This window comes from Rhizobium sp. BK399 (genome assembly GCF_014194695.1).
In the GTDB taxonomy this organism is placed as follows: Bacteria; Pseudomonadota; Alphaproteobacteria; order Rhizobiales; family Rhizobiaceae; genus Rhizobium.
This window is the reverse complement of sequence record NZ_JACIAH010000012.1, coordinates 94,944-113,221: the sequence shown is the minus strand read 5'-3', so window position 1 is coordinate 113,221 and position 18,278 is coordinate 94,944. Positions and strand designations below refer to the sequence as shown.

General features: G+C 56.5%; 15 protein-coding genes and 1 pseudogene. 9 read left to right on the top strand and 7 right to left on the bottom strand.

All coding sequences use genetic code 11. The features are described from left to right. Positions 1–89: 89 nt before the first annotated feature. Positions 90–977 carry a cytochrome c oxidase assembly protein gene (locus tag FHT97_RS22260; protein WP_183864272.1) on the top strand — a complete coding sequence of 296 codons (888 nt, stop codon included), beginning with the start codon at positions 90–92 and terminating at the stop codon, positions 975–977. After that, positions 952–1,362, top strand: a complete 411-nt coding sequence (locus tag FHT97_RS22255) for a cytochrome C (protein ID WP_246712729.1) — start codon at positions 952–954, stop codon at positions 1,360–1,362. Before FHT97_RS22260 ends, FHT97_RS22255 begins: the two co-directional genes overlap by 26 nt. On the opposite strand, the gene FHT97_RS22250 is transcribed toward FHT97_RS22255, so the two are convergent. Then, the gene (locus tag FHT97_RS22250; RefSeq protein ID WP_183864271.1) at positions 1,363–2,316 is read right to left on the bottom strand and encodes a cytochrome c; all 954 of its coding nucleotides are present in this window, start codon (positions 2,314–2,316) and stop codon (positions 1,363–1,365) included. Between the two features lie 275 nt (positions 2,317–2,591). Here FHT97_RS22250 and FHT97_RS22245 point away from each other — a divergent pair, with 275 nt between their 5' ends. The 3 genes and pseudogenes from FHT97_RS22245 to FHT97_RS22235 all read left to right on the top strand — a co-directional run bounded on the left by FHT97_RS22245 (position 2,592) and on the right by FHT97_RS22235 (position 3,910). Further along, complete coding sequence (locus tag FHT97_RS22245) at positions 2,592–2,798, top strand: hypothetical protein (protein ID WP_183756687.1); 207 nt, start codon at positions 2,592–2,594, stop codon at positions 2,796–2,798. Positions 2,799–2,837: 39 nt separating this feature from the next. Beyond that, positions 2,838–3,037, top strand: a pseudogene (locus FHT97_RS22240) (IS21 family transposase); the annotation flags it as partial. Positions 3,038–3,721: 684 nt separating this feature from the next. Beyond that, complete coding sequence (locus FHT97_RS22235) at positions 3,722–3,910, top strand: hypothetical protein (protein ID WP_183756686.1); 189 nt, start codon at positions 3,722–3,724, stop codon at positions 3,908–3,910. Between the two features lie 48 nt (positions 3,911–3,958). Here the strand turns inward: FHT97_RS22235 and FHT97_RS22230 are convergent, their stop codons facing one another. From FHT97_RS22230 to FHT97_RS31035, 4 genes are all read right to left on the bottom strand, one after another. Then, the gene (locus tag FHT97_RS22230) at positions 3,959–4,321 is read right to left on the bottom strand and encodes a response regulator (RefSeq protein WP_183756685.1); all 363 of its coding nucleotides are present in this window, start codon (positions 4,319–4,321) and stop codon (positions 3,959–3,961) included. 18 nt (positions 4,322–4,339) lie between these two features. Further along, positions 4,340–5,635: a PAS domain-containing sensor histidine kinase gene (locus tag FHT97_RS22225; RefSeq protein ID WP_246712728.1), complete on the bottom strand. Its 1,296-nt coding sequence runs from the start codon at positions 5,633–5,635 to the stop codon at positions 4,340–4,342. A 220-nt stretch (positions 5,636–5,855) separates the two neighbouring features. Next, positions 5,856–6,278: a low affinity iron permease family protein gene (locus tag FHT97_RS22220; RefSeq protein WP_183864270.1), complete on the bottom strand. Its 423-nt coding sequence runs from the start codon at positions 6,276–6,278 to the stop codon at positions 5,856–5,858. A 375-nt stretch (positions 6,279–6,653) separates the two neighbouring features. Then, positions 6,654–6,995, bottom strand: a complete 342-nt coding sequence (locus FHT97_RS31035) for a hypothetical protein (RefSeq protein ID WP_246712739.1) — start codon at positions 6,993–6,995, stop codon at positions 6,654–6,656. A 448-nt stretch (positions 6,996–7,443) separates the two neighbouring features. Between FHT97_RS31035 and FHT97_RS22210 the strand changes: the two genes are divergently transcribed. Further along, positions 7,444–7,689 (top strand): hypothetical protein, encoded by a 246-nt coding sequence (locus tag FHT97_RS22210; protein WP_183864269.1) that lies wholly within the window; start codon positions 7,444–7,446, stop codon positions 7,687–7,689. A gap of 143 nt (positions 7,690–7,832) precedes the next feature. Here the strand turns inward: FHT97_RS22210 and FHT97_RS22205 are convergent, their stop codons facing one another. Both FHT97_RS22205 and FHT97_RS22200 read right to left on the bottom strand, forming a co-directional pair. Beyond that, complete coding sequence (locus tag FHT97_RS22205; RefSeq protein ID WP_183864268.1) at positions 7,833–11,828, bottom strand: PAS domain S-box protein; 3,996 nt, start codon at positions 11,826–11,828, stop codon at positions 7,833–7,835. Between the two features lie 263 nt (positions 11,829–12,091). Continuing rightward, complete coding sequence (locus tag FHT97_RS22200; protein ID WP_183864267.1) at positions 12,092–13,582, bottom strand: L,D-transpeptidase family protein; 1,491 nt, start codon at positions 13,580–13,582, stop codon at positions 12,092–12,094. A gap of 1,071 nt (positions 13,583–14,653) precedes the next feature. On the opposite strand from FHT97_RS22200, the gene FHT97_RS22195 reads away from it, so the two are divergent. From FHT97_RS22195 to catE, 3 genes are all read left to right on the top strand, one after another. Continuing rightward, positions 14,654–14,887, top strand: coding sequence for a hypothetical protein (locus FHT97_RS22195; protein ID WP_183756679.1), 234 nt, complete (start codon positions 14,654–14,656; stop codon positions 14,885–14,887). A gap of 520 nt (positions 14,888–15,407) precedes the next feature. After that, positions 15,408–15,908, top strand: a complete 501-nt coding sequence (locus FHT97_RS22190) for a ferritin-like domain-containing protein (protein WP_183756678.1) — start codon at positions 15,408–15,410, stop codon at positions 15,906–15,908. Between the two features lie 74 nt (positions 15,909–15,982). Then, on the top strand, positions 15,983–18,142 hold the full coding sequence (gene catE, locus FHT97_RS22185; protein WP_183864266.1) for a catalase C: 2,160 nt from the start codon (positions 15,983–15,985) through the stop codon (positions 18,140–18,142). Positions 18,143–18,278 lie beyond the last annotated feature (136 nt).

The window sequence follows — 18,278 nt, the reverse complement described above, 5'->3', positions numbered from 1 at the left end:
ATCTTTGGCAGCAGATCCGAAGTGCTTCTAGGCATGAGTTTTACATTTGCGCTCATCTTGCAGGGGGCAGCTGCCGTGCTGTTAGACCCATGCGTGCACTAATAGCGATCTTTATCTTCATCAACCCCCACTTTGCGGTGGCGCATGACGCCGACCAGCATACGGTTGCACCGTGGCCCATCGATCCGTGGATTATGGTGCCGTTGACAATTCTCGTTCTCCTCTACAGCGCTGGCGTCTTCGCCCTCACAAGTCGCAGACCTCGCGGCTCGTATCACCTGGGGGAAGCAACGCTCTTCTGGGCAGGCCTCGCGACCCTTGTCGTTGCGTTGGTCTCACCTCTACACGAGCTCGGTGAACACCTTTTTTCGGTTCATATGGTTGAACATGAGCTGGTCATGATCGTTGCAGCACCATGTCTTGTGCTGGCAAGGCCGATTGGATCATTGATGTGGGGCATGCCGCGCCGATTGCGCCATCTCGTCGGAAAGGTCCTTGTCACCCGCTTTCTTCAGACTGGCTGGCGGTTACTAACCGTACCCTTCGTCGCGACTGTCCTCCATGGTCTGGCGATCTGGAGCTGGCATGTGCCTGCCTTATTCGATGCTGCGGTTACAAGTCCCCTGGTCCACCGCTTGCAGCATCTGAGTTTTTTCCTGACGGGGGTTTTTTTCTGGTGGGCCGTCATCTGGCGTTGCGACGGGGGTGCCGCAGCCTGGCACCTCTTCGTCACGATGATGCATACGACCATGCTCGGCGCATTGATCACCTTTGCCCCACGCGTCCTCTATGTTGTCCAAACGCGCTCGGCCCCTCACTGGGGGATGACCCCGCTGGAGGATCAGCAACTCGCGGGCGCCATCATGTGGGTACCAGGGGGACTGATCTATGGGGGCGCTGCGCTCTGGCTGATGGCCATCTGGATCCATAGGGCGGGTAAGGGAGGAAAGGATGCCCCTGGGTTTGATGTCGTATAGGCTCACGGCAATAACCGGAATGGTCGCTGCAGTGTTGCTTGTCGGATACCTGACGAATGCGTTCAAGGAACAATCAAAACGACAAACGATCGCCGAGGCACTTACAGGCGGCGATTCAACGCTCGCATTGCCCATTTTCCGTCGGTACGGGTGTGGTGGGTGTCACACCATTTCTGGTGTTCCCGGAGCAGATGGAAAAGTAGGGGCTCCCTTGGAGCAATTGTCCCAGCAGGTCTATATTGGCGGTGTCATCAACAACACGCCAGACAATCTTACGGCCTGGATTGTATCGCCGCAGCGCTTTTCACCGCAGTCCGCGATGCCAGCGACCGGCGTGACGGAGGCCGAGGCGCGGCATCTTTCGGCGTACCTCTACGGCAAATAATCAGGGCTTGGGGGTGTGACGAGATGGGAGGCTTTTGATGTAGCGGGCAATCGCTTGTAGGTCGGTTTCCGGGAGGGTTGATGTATTTTCGACTACGTCTGCCATTGAGGAGCCGACACGGCCGTGGTTAGGTGTTTCTCCCGTCGCCAACATTGTTGCGATATCGTTTTCCGTCCAGCTTCCTATCCTGCTTGGCGTGATATTCGGAACAAAGCCCGTTCCTTCGGGGTCTGGGCCGCCGGCAAAGCGCGTTGAAGGCTGGATCGCGCCCATAACGTTTCGTGTCGAGTGGCATTCGGCGCAATGTACGAGTGCCTCCACGAGGTAGCCGCCGCGATCGTGTAAAGCATCTCCGTTTTTTTCGCCTTGAGTTTGTCCCTCGCTGAAGTAGAGCAGCTTCCAGAACGCGATAAAAGGTCGGAACCGCAGTAGGATCGGAATGTCGTGCGGCGGCGGGCGTCCCGTCACAGGTGGAAGAACGCGCATATAAGCAATGAGATCTCTGAGATCCGCCAGCGTTATGCCGGTATAGCTAGTGTAGGGAAACGTTGGGTAGTAGTGCTCCCGGTCAGGCGATATTCCGGCCACCAATGCATTCCCGATGTCGGATGCAGACCAAGAGCCTATACCGTCAGTGCGATCCGAGGATATATTCGGGGCACGGAAAGTACCGTACGGCGAGGCAAGCGCTAGGCCGCCTCCGAGCTTATGACGGTCGGTTTGTCCCGGCGTAGCATGACAAGACGAACAACTGGCCGCGGCAAAGACCAGGGCGCCGCGCCGTTCATCACCCCCTTCAAGCCGTTCGTCACCAGGCAGAAACGTTGGGACGGCTTTCGTGAAGTTCCAAGTGACGAGACAGAAAACGGCGACGAGACCGAACACAAGGACAGATATTGCAACCTTGCTCGGCATACGGCCAACCCATGACATGGATGTTGAGAGGGCACTCATTCGTTCCCGCAAAGCTAACAACGCGTCGACGAGAGAAGATATACCCCTCTCCTTGGAACCCAACTGCGACGCGCTTGTTTGGTTCCGTGATCGACCCCCAAACAGTCGATAGCTGTGGAACCCAAACCCCGCCCCCTTGGAGACCTCTGCCATTTAAGATTGTAGTGAGCGTATTGATCCTGTCTCGATGCCACAAACTTGCGAGCAGACAGACCGATAATGAGAGGAACCGAAGCTTCTCTGGTTTGTTTTACAGGGATCAAAGGAGATGAACAATGGGAATGAACACCCCTAAAGACGGAACACCAGGTACGACTGACCAGTCACCGCGTTGGGAAGGCCCTCGAGAAAATAAACCGCGCGGCTATTTGCCGGCCAAGGATGATCCTGACAAAACACCGGATTCCCAAGGTGAGACCAACGCCAATCCGCGCGTCAAGAATCTCTCAGATGGTCTCAAGCAACGGGGCGATAGTGAATAATCCGGAAGCTAGCGGTTCCATGGGCCGTGGCATTTGACCGCTGGAAATGCGGCGCATTATGGGAGCGCCGTCGTGCCGACGCGGCCACGCCGTTCTCGAGTAGAGGCGGCGGTTCGCATCGTCGCGCGCTGGCTGTTGGGCGGCCTTCGCCATCAAACATTCTACAGTCTGGCGGAGGTCAATGCGGTGATCCCCTATTTGCTGCTGATCTCAACGACACACGTTTTCTGCGCCGCGTTGCGGGTTCCTCCGGCGAAATGGCAATTGTTGCGGCGGTCCGTAGTCACTCGACAGGATTGCGCGGTAAGCAGGGTCTGCGCTGCTGAATCCCTTGGAGCTCAATCTTCCTGAGATCAATGCACCGATTTTCCAGCGGCCAAACGCAAGACCATCGAGTGCAACGATTGCGGCTTGCGACACCCAACGAACGCAGTGCGGTGCAGACAGCTCACAACCCTTCTCGGTGAATGATTTCGTTTATCAAATCGTCCAACCGCGTCCGGGCAGCCCCCATATGCGGTCCGGGTCCAATGGATTTCCTCCTACGCTGAACCACTCATGGCCGCCAAACACCGAGCATGCGGGAGGTGGGGGCGCCACGAGGATGCCAAAGGCATCAGCTGCGCCCCCATGCGCCAATTCCATGAAGAAACACGATCAACATCGACTGGTCGCAGGTTTCTTTCAGGCGAACAGGCGACGCCGAGCACTTCAGCGGGGGGCGTGGCTAACAATGCCAACATGTTTCTCCGGACGCCATCTCGGCTTTGCAAGGCGAGCCTCGCTTCAGATCGGCCAGGCACTCTCCGGTTCATCTGCAGCCAACGACAGTCGCCATCCACCAGCGCAGCTTGCTCCGTGGTAGGCGAAGGAACCTAGAGCCCTTATTCTGGTTTGGGGTTTCCAGAGAAGGGAGGTTAGAGATGGAAACAGCCCATTTACCGCTAGTGCTGGGTATAGTCGCTGTCATGAGCTTCATGGGTGCGGGCATTGCCGCCACGTTCGAGCGATCGAGACGACGTCGCGCGTCTGATATCGTGACCGTTGGGCTTGATGTACTTTGCTTGCTGACCGCCGCTATCATGATCGTACTTTTGATTGTGCTGCCGTAGCTGACTGAGAACATCGAACCACACTGTTTCGCAAAGAAAACCACTGCTCTAAGCCAGCATTTCACGGATTGTCCTGACAATCTGTCGCGGGTCGTAGGGCTTGCTCACAAAACGGCTTTCTGGAGGGATCTCATCTCTGTGGACCGTTCGGTAGCCTGAAACGACGATGATTTTCAGAGGCGGCCACCGATCCCTGACGTAGGTGGCAAGCTTGATGCCATCCATTGCGCCAGGCATGTCAACATCGGTCAGGACAAGCCTGATTTCTTGATGGTGAACGAGGGTATCCATCGCCTTGGCTGCATTATCTGCCTCCCAGACGATGAAGCCCTCGTCCGTCAGGAAATCAACAATGTCAAGCCGTAGGAGGGGCTCGTCCTCAACGACTAGAAGCGAAATAGCTGCGGTCATTCTGGCCTGGTACCTAGTCTAGAGCGCGTGAAAGCCATGCGTATTGCTCTCGACGTTCTCGAGAAATCCATCGAGAACGAAGCGAATGCCATCTGGCTCGAATAAGGTTTGCCCGGTGCCCTTGAAATACGAGGCAACGATCCTTTCGGTCAGTCGCGATCCAAATCCGGTTCGCTCGCGAGGTTTCGGTGGTGGTCCATCCTTTTCCTTCCATTCAAACCTGAAACGGCTGCCTTCCAATGCCCATTGCATATGGACAACGCCCTTGTCAGAAGACAGCGCCCCGTATTTGGCTGCGTTTGTTGCGAGCTCATGTATGGCAAGCGAAAGTCCGAGGGCGCGCTGCCCTTCCAGCAAAAGATCCGGTCCCTCTATGGAAAATCTGCCATCACCATCTGCATGACCGTCGAGAGCACGGTCGATAATAGAACGAATGCCCATTCTGGAGGTGCTGCCCTGAAGCAGGAGGTCCTGAGCCCTTGCCATTGCAATCAGGCGACCGCTAATCGTTTCGCTCGCCTCCTGTGTAGACGATGCGGTTCTCAGCGTCTGGGAGACAACAGCCTGCGTTATTGCGATCGTGTTTTTCATCCGGTGCGTAAGTTCGGACTGCAGCTCACGCTGGCGATGCTCGAGCTCGCTCTGGACGCGGATATGCTCCCGCGCCTCCTCCAGCGCCTGCCTCAGCCGCTGGCGTAGAAGGACATGCTCCGTCGCCTCAACCACGATATTCATTATACCTGCGACGGTTCCGTCGTCATCGAAGACTGGGGAGTATGAAAAGCTCCAGCTGGTTGGCTCTTCATAGCCATTGCGCGTCATAAGCAATGGCAGCTCCTCCCTGCGGACAGAACGCCCGGCGAGTGCTTCTTGGACCAAAGGGTGGACGTCGTCCCAGACATCCGGCCACAATTTCTGCGCCGGCTGGCCGAGCGCGCCGGGGGCTCTCGCTCCGAGCATTGGTGCATAGGCGTCATTGTGGAAATTGATCAGGTCGGTTCCCCACCACAAGCAGATCGGCTGCGTCGTATTGAGCACCAAACGCAGACTGACGACCAAGGAATGCGGCCAGGTGCCCGGAGGGCCCAAACTGGAATGCGACCAATCGAAAGTCCGGATGGCATTTGCCATGCGGCTTTTCCCAAGCCTGAGATCGATCTCGGTGACTATTCCGGGGTCCTGCGACGTGTCTTGGGTGGCCATGGAAACGTTAACCTTCGAAAAGACAGCTGGTTCCGGCACGACGACAATCCTCAGCAGATCCGCGCTCACGGCACTGCCTGCAGCAGACTGCCGTGGTGCGAGAACGGTCAATCGCCGTTCCGGCGGACTGGGAGAAATCCGCTCACTTTGGAGAAAGCGATGCCGGAACGGCTGACGATAGAAATGCGTGTGCAAAGAAGTGGTTCCCAAGGGCTACGCAAATGCAAGCCAAAGCGGCCCCGAACAAGTTCGCTCCGATCTCCCGATCCTGTTTGACAGACCGTCTGGGAGCCATCCTCCGAGCTTCGATCTTGCATGTCGGTCCAAAAAATCAAAGTTGCGTTTGATCAAGCTTGCGTTCTTGCGCTTTGTCGGTTGCCTTGTCTTCTACGCATTCCGCTCGTTCGGAAAGGGTCCGGCTCAATTCGCGTAGTTCCTGCTCGTCGAGTTTCTCGATCCCGACAAATTTATTCTGCGCCTGAGATGTCAGGATCAGTTCGTCAAGCTTGGCTTGCAGGGCTTTACCATCGCGGTTCTGCGAGTTCTGCAGAACAAACACCATGAGGAATGTGATGATCGTGGTACCAGTGTTGATGACAAGCTGCCAATTCTCAGAGAAGCCGAAGAGTGGTCCAGATGCGGCCCACACAACGACCAAGAACACCGCCGCAACGAAAGTGGCCGGCTTGCCGGAAAACTCAGAAATGGCAGTGGAGAATTTCGAAAAGATTTTTGACGCTTCGTGTTCGCTCATGGAGGTCTCGCTGTTGCCGGCCCATCACAAACGCGTGATTACAGAAACAGTTCCCCTTGGCATTAGCTCTGTACGCCAGGGGACGTACGGAGTGCACCCGACGTCTCGTTTCAAGCCTGCTGACTTGTGGTGAGCGCGTTGGAAAATCTTCAGCGGCTCAGCACCCGGTGACCAGGACTGGCCGCCACCTACACCACTACCTGGGACACGATCTGCTGCTATATCCATGGTCCGCCACCTAACAGTTCATCCAATTTCGGGACCATGCGGAACCGCATCCGTTTGCTGTTCGAAAGGTGGCACATGCAGCACCATGGACGGAAACTGGATGTCGTTGAGGAGCGTCAGAAATCATCAGAGAGGGTAGTGTTTCGGTTACCACCCGGACGGAAGCGAGCGTCGCGAGTGTCGCAGTCGAGCTCCGCGCAGGATGACGTGCAGGTCCAACGCGTGTCGGTGGACCGGTTTGTGGACGATTTTCCGAAGGTCAGGACAGAAGCCGATGTAAGCGGCTTCTGGCCAATGCTTGAGGATTTCTTCCTTCCTGATGAAGATCGCGCGATTTACGCCGAAGGTCTCCGTCGCGGCGGGTTTCTGGTTTCCGTTTCCAATCTGAATGATACCCTTGTTGAAGTCGACAGACGTCCAGTCGACCGCCCACTGACCGACGCCGATCGCGGCTTCGAGGATGGGACGGTTTCGGCCGAGGAGCATCATGAGGAGGCGCTCGTGCAGAAGGAAGCCCGTGTCGTCGAGGAGAGATTGGCATCCGAAAGACTGCCTCGCACCGCACCGAAACCATCGATGACGGCGTTCGCAAGACTGAGTTTGAGATCGACGACGAACGTTCCAAGGGCCTGTCGCAATCCCAAGGCGGACAGAGCCAGGGTTTCCGCAAAGATTGAACTTCAGATGATTGCCGCATCCAGAGAGCCCGACGTGACGTCGGGCTTTTTGTTCGCGCCCTGCTTGCGTGAAGGCTCTGCTTCGATTATGTCTTCGCCACGTTCGAACCGGAGAAGGAGGCGTGCAATGGCAGACTTTTTGTCCCTTACGCCACCGTTGTCTGAGATCGAAGTGACGTTCCGGCCCAGGTCCGGCTAGCCCGTCACCAATCATTTTCTTTCGCGGTCTGGCGTCTTCACGCAGCGCGGCCATTTCAGTTTTGGATACGGCGCGGCTGCTTTCCCATTATTGGAAGAAGGCGCGGCGCATTGGCCGCGAAATCACCATGAAAAGAATCGCTTTGCTGAGCGCCCAATCACCGCTCGCCACTAAAAGGCACCGGTCGAAATTCAAACTGCGCATCGTCGGGTGCGTCGCCGTCCTGATGCGACGGCCGGGCAGAAAGCTGGCAACAGTACCGGATCTTTCTCGCTGGCTCAAACGTGACATCGGCTTCGATCCCTGACCTACTGGTTGCAGATGAAAGAAGAAAGGCCGGGCAAGCGCACCGGCCTTTTCCAATACTTGGCGATCGCGCGACGCGCTGATCGAACAGGCATACCGTGTTTCCCTATCCGACCCGTCGCCGGTCGATCCTACCGAAGCGGCTCAACCGGCCAGGCTCAAAGCCTTTTCGAGGTCTTCTGTCCTGTAAGGCTTCAGAAGTAGGGCGGTTCTGGACGCGTCCTCCATTTCGGGAGTGCGATTGGATCCTGTTGCAAAGACAATGCCGAGGCCCGGCCAACGCTTGCGCACCTCCCTGCAAAAGTCGTGTCCTGACATCCCGGGCAGCCCAAGATCGGTTACCAGTATGTCCGGAACGCTCTTTTCGAGCAGCGCCAAAGCCTCTTCGGCCGACCCCGCTTCCAACACCTCGCAGCCAAGTTCCGTGAGCATGTCAGTCGCGGCCATCTGTATGAGCATATCGTCTTCAACAAGGAGTACACGCCTTGGCCGTTCCTCGGTGCGAGCAATGGGTTCGAGTTGCGCCGATTCGACGGGGCGCTTTCGATCCAGCGCTGCCCTCGCCTGCTTTTCGTTGTTGAGGACGTGACGTATCTTCCGGGCAAGCGCTTCGCGGGTGTAGGGTTTTGATAAAAGTTGCACGCCGGGATCCAGGCGGCCTCCATGGACAATGGAATTCTCGGTATAGCCTGACGTAAACAGCACTGCGAGATGTGACAACCGCTCCTTCGCCTTGCGTGCCATTTCGCTGCTTTTCAATGGCCCCGGCATGACGACGTCTGTAAACAACATATCGATATGAACGCCACTTTCGATGATGGACAGCGCGGCAGCAGCGTCAGGAGCCTTGAGGACTCGGTAGCCGAGATCCTGCAGCATCTCGACAACCGTCATGCGCACGCCTTCGTCGTCCTCGGCGACGAGAATGGTTTCAGGGCCGCCTTCAACTGGCAGATCCATATTTCCGACCTCAAGATCCTCCTGCTGCATTGAACGGGGCAGATAGATCTTTACGGTGGTCCCATGACCAGGTTCGCTATAGATCTTGACGTGACCACCTGTCTGCCTGACGAAACCGTAGACCATGGAGAGCCCGAGGCCTGTTCCCTTTCCTTCCGGCTTCGTCGAGAAAAACGGCTCAAACACCTTCTCGACCAGTTCGGGCGACATTCCGGTGCCCGTATCGGTGACAGACAAGGAAACATATTGCCCGGGCTCTACATCCTGGTGCTGTCTCGCATAAATGTCGTCAATGAAAGTATTCCCCGCCTCAATCGTCAGCTTTCCGAAGCCATCCATGGCGTCACGGGCATTGATAGCAAGATTGAGGACAGCGTTCTCGATCTGCATGGGATCAATGAGCGTATTCCAAAGTCCTCCGGAAATAATCGTCTCGACTTCTATCCCCTCTCCAATCGTTCGACGAAGCATTTCGTCCATCGCACGAATAAGCCGTCCGACGTTGACGACCCGAGGATCGAGGGCCTGCCGGCGTCCGAAGGCCAGAAGCTGCGACGCGAGCTTGGACCCTCGGTCAACCCCGGCCAGTGCGTTCGCAATCTTGGTTTGCGCCTTGTCGTTTCCGGCTGTGTCCTTGGCAAGCAGCTGCAGGTTTCCTCCCACGATCTGGAGAAGGTTGTTGAAGTCGTGTGCAACACCTCCCGTCAGGTTTCCGATCGCTTCCATTTTTTGCGCCTGCTGAAGCGCGAGCTCGGTTTTTCTGAGAGCTGCGGCGGCTTCCCGCTCGTCCGTGACGTCGCGTCCGACGGCATGAATGAAGGTCTCGTCCGGCACCGCGGTCCACGAAATGATACGGTAGCTGCCATCCCGTGCCCGATACCGGTTCTCGAAGGAAAACGTGGTTGCACCTTTGCCCAGCCTTGCGACCTCTCTGAGCGTCCCCGCCCGGTCATCCGGGTGAACCAGATCCACGAAGGGTATGCCTACAAGGTCTTGCTCGTCCCAGGCGAAGATCGTCTTCCAGGCGGGGTTGACCGCCATTATCCTTGCATCGAAATCAGCGACGAGCATGATATCGGTGGACAGGCGCCACATCCGATCCCTGTCTGCGGTACGCTCAGCGACACGTTGCTCGAGCGTCTCATTGAGTGTCTCCAGCTTTGCGCGTGTCTCACGCTGTTCCTCGATATCCGTATTGGTTCCGATCCAGCGGACGACCCGTCCCTCCTCATCACTTGTTGGGACGGCGCGGACAATGTGCCAGCGATAGTTTCCGTCAGCCCGGCGCAAACGGAATTCGGTTTCGTATGGCTGCCCCGATTTGAGCGAGGCCTGCCAGACACTCAGGACACCAGGAAGATCCTCGGGGTGGACGATCTTCGTCCACTGGTCGTTGTCCAGATCCCCCTGCAAAGTTCCGGCATATTCGTAGACCCGTTCATTGAACCAATCGAGCTGGCCATCGGGTCTTGCCGTCCACACGTGGTTCGGAATAGCTTGGGCAAGCGCCCTGAACCTGGCTTCACTTTCCCTCAGGTCGCGCTGAGCCTTTCGCCGATCTGTAACATCCTGCACGACCCCCACGAAACGGACTGGCACGCCGTCCGCATTTCGTTCAAATTCGCCGCGCCGGGCGATGAACCGCTTCTGCCCGGTGTCTGCGCGACGAATGCGGTACTCGACGTTCAAGGGAGAGTCTCCGACACTGCGTGTCCTCTCATTGGACGCTGTTTCCCGGTCTTCCTCGAGAACAAGCTTTTCAACCTGCTCGATCGAGACATCCTTGTCTTCGGGCAATCCGTAAATCTTGCAGAATTCCGGCGTCGCACTGAGCACATTTGTGACGAGGTCGAGCGAGAAAACGCCGACGCCTCCAGCTTCCTGCGCACGTCTCAATCCCGCTTCCGTATCCTTCAGAGCCTGAGCCGCCAAGTGTTCCTCTGTCCTGTCACGCAAGACTTTGACGAGACCCACAGGCCGGCCTTGCTCGTCGCGAATAACACTGATCTCGCCATTCGCCCAGAAACGTTCACCGGATTTTCGAACGTGCCATCGATCATGATGGGCGCTACCATCTTTGAGCGCGGCGTCCATGGCCTCACGCGCCTTGCCTGCGTCTCGGTCTTCCGGCGTGAACAACATGTCCCAGTGGGCTGCGACAGTCTCCTCTTCCGTCCAACCGAAAATCCGCCTTGCGCCTTCGTTCCAGCGAAGAATCCGACCATTCAAATCCAATGCGAGAATTGCATAATCGATCGCTCCGTCCAGAATCTGGCGAGACTGCCGCTCGCTCGCGCGCAAGGCTTCTTCCGCAGTCACGCGGTCGGTCACGTCGGTGCCCTGAGCGAAGATCCCGACGATCGCTCCGTCAGCATCGAGTACAGGCTGGTAGACGAGGTCAACATATTTCCGTTCGACGTTCGATTGTGCGGACGGTTGAAAATCAACGGCCAGAGCCTGCCCCTCATAGGCAACGCCTGTTTGGTAGACCTTGTCGAGGAGCTCGAAATACCCCTGCCCCCTGAGATCAGGGAGCGCATCCCTGGCCGTCTTTCCGACAATGTCACGATGCCCAACCAGTTGCTGGTAGGCAGCGTTGGTTAACTCGAACACGTGCTCTGGACCCCGCATCATCGCGATGAAGCCGGGGGCCTGCTCGAACATCCGCCGCAACCGGTCCTGCTCGCCGTGGCGCCACCGCTCGGCCATGACTTTCGCCGTCGTCTCCACAACAATCGCGATGACCCCGCACGGCCTGCCGTCCTCGTCCATGATCGGCGAGTAGTCGAGATTCATGAAGACCTGTTCCGGCCTCCCCTGCCTGTGTAGCGTCAGTTCCTGGTCCTGATAGGCAAGAGTTCCGCCGGCCAGCCCGACATTCATGACATTATCGTTGAAGTCGGCAATCTCGGCCCAGCCCTCACGCACCTTGGAGCCGAGCAACTGGGGATGGCGGCCTCCCGCAAACACGGAATAGGCGTCGTTGTAAATCATGATCCCGTCAGTTCCCCACAGAGTGACAATGGGAACGGGGGATTGAAGAATGGTACTCGTAGTCACCTTGACGGCTTGCGGCCAGGCCGACGGCGGTCCTAGCGACGTCTTTTCCCACTCGAAATTACGGATCAGGTTGGCAAGCTCGCCACCATGAGCAAGAAAATCAAAATCGTCAGCTATCATTGAAACCACAGTCGTTTTTCGCGACTTATGTAGTCGGAACATTCCGTTCGGGAAGTGCCCAGCAAGCCGAAAAATCAGTTTTGTTCGATGTGGTACAGGCCCCGAGCAACCAACACAACCCCTGCAAGGCGTTTGGCCACAAGCAGCACACGCTATGCTTGCTGCAAAATCGCAGGCAGCCCAAGGAAGGGTGTGCAGGGAACAGCGAGCGGTGCGCTGTCTCGATCGCAGAACCATCTAGTCCAGCTGCTGTAGTCCTTCTCTTACGGCTGAGCGCGACTGGCGCTTGTTGCGGCAATCGCAGCCAACGTCTGCGCATCGCGACCATAAATGTCATCGAAGTAGTGAATGACGCCGTCGGCGGTCGGCCATGCCGTGAAATAGGAAACATAGACAGGAATTTCCTCAGGCACCGGCATGTCTTTCTTCTCGCCGCCGGCAATTTCCTGATCAACAAATTCCACGGAGGTGTGCAGGACGGCGGCGGCCATGGCGCGAGGATTTTCCAGTCGAACGCACCCATGACTGAACATGCGATCCTGCGACGCGAACTTTCCTCGTGCCGGCGTGTCATGCATGTAGATGTCATGAGGATTGGGGAAAAGGATCTTGAGTTGGCCAAGAGCATTGTCCGGCCCTGGTGGCTGGACAACCGAGATGTTCTCCAGCGGTTGGGCCCAGTCGACCTTTGCAGAAGACATCTCCTTCCCCTTCACGGCTACCTTATAGCCCTCTCGGTCCAGATAGGACGGGTCGCGCTTCAAGTGCGGCAGCATTTCATTTCGAATGATAGATTGCGGGACACCCCAATCAGGATTGAATTGCACGGTCTTTATCGTGGCATCGAAGAAGTTTGTCTGGTGGTCTTGTTGGCCGATGACCGCTTTCATTGACAGTGCCAATTCACCTCGGTCGAAATAGTAGGCCATGTAAGCAGGCTGGTTGATGAACACGTACTTTTCGGGAAATTCCTGCGGGAGCCACCGCATTTCCTCCATTGCCACGATGACCTTGTTGACGCTCGCGGATGCATCGCCTTCCCCCGATGTGCGTAGCCAGTGAAGTTCAGCGGCAAGCTGAGCGAATTTTGGGTTGCTCGGCATCAAGCGGTCAAAAATCCCCATCAGGTCGGGCGTCTTGGACAGTTGATAGAGGGTAGCCCTGAGATCGACCTGCTTGCGTTTGAAGTCGTAGTAGTTGGACAATTTGTTCGGATCGATCCGACCGCGAAAATTGTCCTGAAGGAACATCAGAAGCTTCTCTGACAGGGATGCTTCAAACAGGGCTACCGCTCTGGCATAGTCTGAGGAATTCCTGGGAGCGCCTTGAAATGACAAGGCAACCTCATAGTCGGCCGGATTTAGTCCCCAATCGCCAGCCTGCTTCAACAGGCTGATTGCCTGAACGGCTTTTGCGTTCGGACCCCTGCCGTCAACCCAGATCAGTTTGGCTTTTTGGTCGCTGTAATAGGCCTCGACAGCATCGGCTATGTCGGTATTCATCACTTTCAAAAGGCCGCCCATCTCCTGCAGAACCCTCGATTGATTGTTCCCGACGGCAAACAGCGTCGTGAGTGGGCCGGCGCTGTTACGCGGGGAAATGTGCGCCGGACGGCGCGTTGGGACGGTGTATGGAATGCTCGAAATGACTTCTTTCGACAGGACGGGCTGAGGCTCTGCACGGAGGTCTCCCACAGCGGAAGCAAGAGCCATCGCACTGACAAGGGCAACCCATTTGGTCGTTTTTCGGATCATCTACTTCCTTGAACCTCAAGTGCGACGCAGGCGCCGGAAAGCCGGACTACAACGCCACATTTGGGCAGAAGATAGGCGCGGCGACTTGGCCCCCATCTTGCAGCCCCGACGATCTTCGATCCACTTTACGGACACCGGCATTCCGGTGTTGCTGATAGACAAATGAAGGCGCCATATCTTCGAACTCTCAGCCGCGCTGGGAACTGCATCGGCGATCGTTCAAGAAGCCTCTGCCGGCTTAAAGTCGAACACGTAGAAGCCACGGCTTCCTACCATCATATATTTAGATATCCTCATAAAAAGATGATTGAAATGGTAAGCAGGATCAGAAGAACCCTGACCGTGTAGCAACGCACGCATGCGTTCGAAGGTACAAACAGGTTTGTCATGGAACAGCGGAACAGGAGCGGCGCCAGTGCGAGGAAAGACCGCACGACTGCGAAAACTTCGAATGGCGGCCACCGCGGGCGCATCGCGCAAGGCATCCGGCCCAACTTCTCAATGACGAACTGTGAGCCGATTCGGTTTCGAAAGGCGCGATTGAGCTCAAGTCTTCAACTGGAACTCGTGCAATGGTTCTGAGTTTGCCTCCGGAAACGGAGCCCGAGCCATGACAGACAAGCCAATCCCGATTCTGCCAAGCTTCCACCGAAGTCGTTGAACGAGGATACCCAAGGCGACGAGCTTCCCGACATCAATCGTTACAAGCAGCGCAAGCCGCCCGTCAGGATAAAATGCTCGAAACCCATGATGGCGTAACCGACACGGATCCCGAGACAGTCCGGGCGGAGACCATGGATCCCATTCCGCCGCCCCAATTCTCCAACCCCGAGTAAGTCCTCGTGACCGAACGCAAGAATTACCGCAATACCGATGAACTGACGTCTGAGGACCTTGAGGGAGAATCGTGACCAGCGCAGTGGAAGCGATCTATGAGAGGAAAAGACACCCACTGCAGCCGGGACCCCATCTTCCCGAGTTGCGATCGAGGCGCTTTCTTCCACTCGCTGACTGAACGGTCGGAACAACGACCAGAGTTTGGGGGTTTCCTGCTCTAGGTGGAGGTCCAAGATGCTGTATTACTTCAACCTTTGCTCCGACGACGGAATTGATCTCGATCAGCAAGGCTTAGACTTACCAACATTGGACGATGCGAGACGGGAAGCAAACCGTGCTGCGAGAGAAATGGTCGCCGAACTTGTTCTCGAGGATCGCAAGATCGACGGCATGCGCTTCGAAATCGCGGACCACGCTGGCAACCGGGTGGAGACAATTTATTTTCGTGACGTTATCCGGTTTGAGTAAGGACGCAAAGCCAGATTGCGCTCAATTCGTTGCCCGATTGATCGAGTTATCCAGGGAACCTTCTGTTCTCCTATTTGTTCTTTCTACCGGGCACACGCAAAGCGAAAATGGACGACAACACAAACATTTCTTACCACCATCAACTCGATTTGACTCCACGCGCTCCCAGCCAGGTCGAGAAGCCTCAGCGTGGTTCGGCCTGACAACGATGCCCGGCGCGTTTACCTCGATCGTGTAAGAGCCTTCGACAACCGCGAGCAGCCGGTCAGGGCATGGAAAACCTTCTTCGGAGAAACGAAGAAGTCGCTGTCGAAAAGGCGAAGGAACTCGCCAAACGACTGGCCACTCATGCTTAGTTTGAGCAGGCCGGACGAATTTCGTCACTTGGCAAGAACGCGCTACAGCACCGGGTCCTCGCTCCAAAAAGATGCCTCCGGCATGAAAAGGATTCGTGCCATGTGGAACAATCGGCGCAGGTCAAAGTTTAATCGCGCTACCATTAAAGTGAAAGGACCACAGCATGGCAACGACGAAAACCCTGGACGATCTTTTTCTCGATACCCTCAAGGACATCTACTACGCCGAAAAGCAGATCTTGAAAGCCCTGCCTAAGATGGCCCGTGCGGCGCAGTCGGAAGAAGGCAGGGCAGGATTTCTGCAGCATCGCGATGAAACGCAGGGCCAGATTGATCGTCTTGAGCAGGTATTCGAGATTATCGGCAAGCCTGCCCGGGGAAAGACTTGCGAAGCGATCCAGGGTATCATCGCAGAAGGCGAGGAAATCATGGAAGAGTTCAAGGGATCGCCTGCTCTCGACGCCGGTCTCATCTCCTCCGCGCAGGCGGTCGAACATTACGAAATTGCGCGTTACGGCACCCTGATTGCTTGGGCGAGCCAGCTTGGTCTCAAGAACGCCATCCCGCTTCTGCAGACCAGCCTCAAGGAAGAGGAAGCAACCGACCAGAAGCTGACCCAGCTCGCCAAGGCCTCTGCGAACCCCAAGGGCACGAAAGCCGCCTGATCCAAATCGCGATCACTAGGGAAGGTCGTTCAGACGAGCGGCCCTCCTTTGCCTTTCACCAATCGGAGGGAACCATGGCCAAGAAGCCATCGGCATCGCCAACGTCATCCAAGAAAACCACCGTCTCCGACAATGTCACGATTCATGACCAGAATATCCACCGCGGCGTCGGTGGTGAACTGCATCAATTTTCGGAGGACGGTCATGAAATCCTGACTACCGCTCAGGGGTCGCCCGTCGCCGATGACCACAATACGCTGCGCGTCGGGGCTCGCGGACCTGCTGTTCTTGAAGACTTTCATTTTCGCGAGAAAATTTTTCATTTCGATCATGAACGCATTCCGGAGCGCGTTGTGCATGCCCGCGGCTATGGCGCCCATGGCTTTTTCGAAACATACGAGCCTCTCACCGATCTTACCCGCGCCGACATTTTCCAACGCGCCGGCGAGAAGACCCCCGCTTTCGTGCGTTTTTCGACTGTTGCAGGAAACAAGGGCTCGTTTGATCTTGCGCGCGACGTCCGCGGCTTTGCGGTAAAGATGTACACGAAGGAGGGCAATTGGGACCTCGTCGGCAACAACATTCCTGTCTTCTTCATCCAGGATGCGATCAGGTTCCCGGATCTCGTCCACGCTGCCAAACAAGAGCCAGATCGGGCATTTCCGCAGGCACAGACCGCTCACGACAATTTCTGGGACTTCATCAGCCTCACGCCGGAGAGCATGCACATGATCATGTGGATCATGTCGGATCGTGCGATCCCAAGGTCCTTCCGGTTCATGGAAGGGTTCGGCGTTCATACGTTCCGTTTCATCAATGCCAATGATCAATCGACATTCGTCAAGTTCCATTGGAAGCCGAAGCTCGGCCTTCAGTCGGTCGCCTGGAATGAGGCTGTCAAGATAAACGGGGCGGACCCGGACTACCACCGCCGCGATCTCTGGCAATCGATCCAGTCGGGCAATTTCCCCGAATGGGAACTGTGCGTCCAGCTTTTCGATCAGGATTTCGCGGATAATTTTGATTTCGACATCCTTGATGCGACGAAAATCATTCCTGAGGAGGTTTTACCGGTCAGACCGATTGGTCGACTGGTGCTCGACCGGATGCCCTATAATTTCTTCGCCGAGACCGAACAGGTCGCATTCATGACGCAGAACGTGCCTCCTGGTATTGGCTTCAGCAACGATCCCCTGCTGCAAGGTCGAAATTTTTCCTACCTCGACACGCAACTCAAGCGGCTCGGCGGGCCGAACTTCACGCATTTGCCGATCAATGCCCCGAAGTGCCCCTTCCACACCTTCCAGCAGGATGGCCACATGGCCATGCGTAACCCGGTTGGACGTGTGAATTATCAGCCAAACTCGTTCAATCAGGGTCCGCGAGAATCCCCGCTGCAGGGCTATCGCCATTTTCCAGCCGAAGAACAGGGATCGATGGTCAGGCTTCGGTCAGAGAGTTTTGCGGATCACTATAGCCAGGCGCGCCAGTTTTTCATCAGTCAGACGCCACCTGAGCAGCGACACATTGCCATGGCTCTGACGTTCGAGTTGAGCAAGGTAGAGACACTGGCAATCCGGGAACGGATGGTTTCGCATCTGATGAACATCGACGATACGCTTGCCACAACGGTTGCGGAAAAGCTCGGTTTTCAGTCGATGCCCACACCCGCGGAGGCGGCGGTCCCAACCCGTCAGGATCTCGAGCCGTCGCCAGCGCTGAGCATTGTGGAACGTGGTCCGAAACGCTTCGAAGGCCGCAAGCTTGGTATTCTTGTCACCGACGGTGTAGATGCCAAGCTTCTGAAGGCTCTTAGCAAAGCTGTCACCACGGAGAAAGCAGTCTTTGAAATCATCGCACCAAAAGTGGGAGGCGTGACGGCTTCAGACGGAAGCTGGGTGGAGGCGCACCACATGATCGACGGCGGACCGTCCGTGCTCTTCGATGCCGTGGCACTGCTGACCGCACATCAGGCCATGGACGATCTCGTCAATGAAGCCACTGCCCGAGACTTCGTTGCTGATGCATTTCAGCATTGCAAGTTCATAGGCTACGACCAGTCGGCCCTCCCCTTGCTTGAGAAATCGGGAATCTCTGGCGCGCTTGACGAAGGCACCATCGCCCTGCCGGGCGACAAGAGCGTGTCGGACTTCGTGCAGGAGATCGGTAAGCTGCGCGTTTGGGCTCGCGAACCCGCTGTGAAGCTCGGCAAGGCGTCTTCGCCGATCGTTTGAGCGGAAGGCGCGGCCTTGCAGCCGCGCCTCCAAAGCCCCTTGTCGCCAGAACAACCAAGCAACCCACACCACTTCTTTGCTCGCTGTTTTTGATTTTTTTTGCGCAACGGAACCGGCTCCCGCCTGCGGCGTTCGC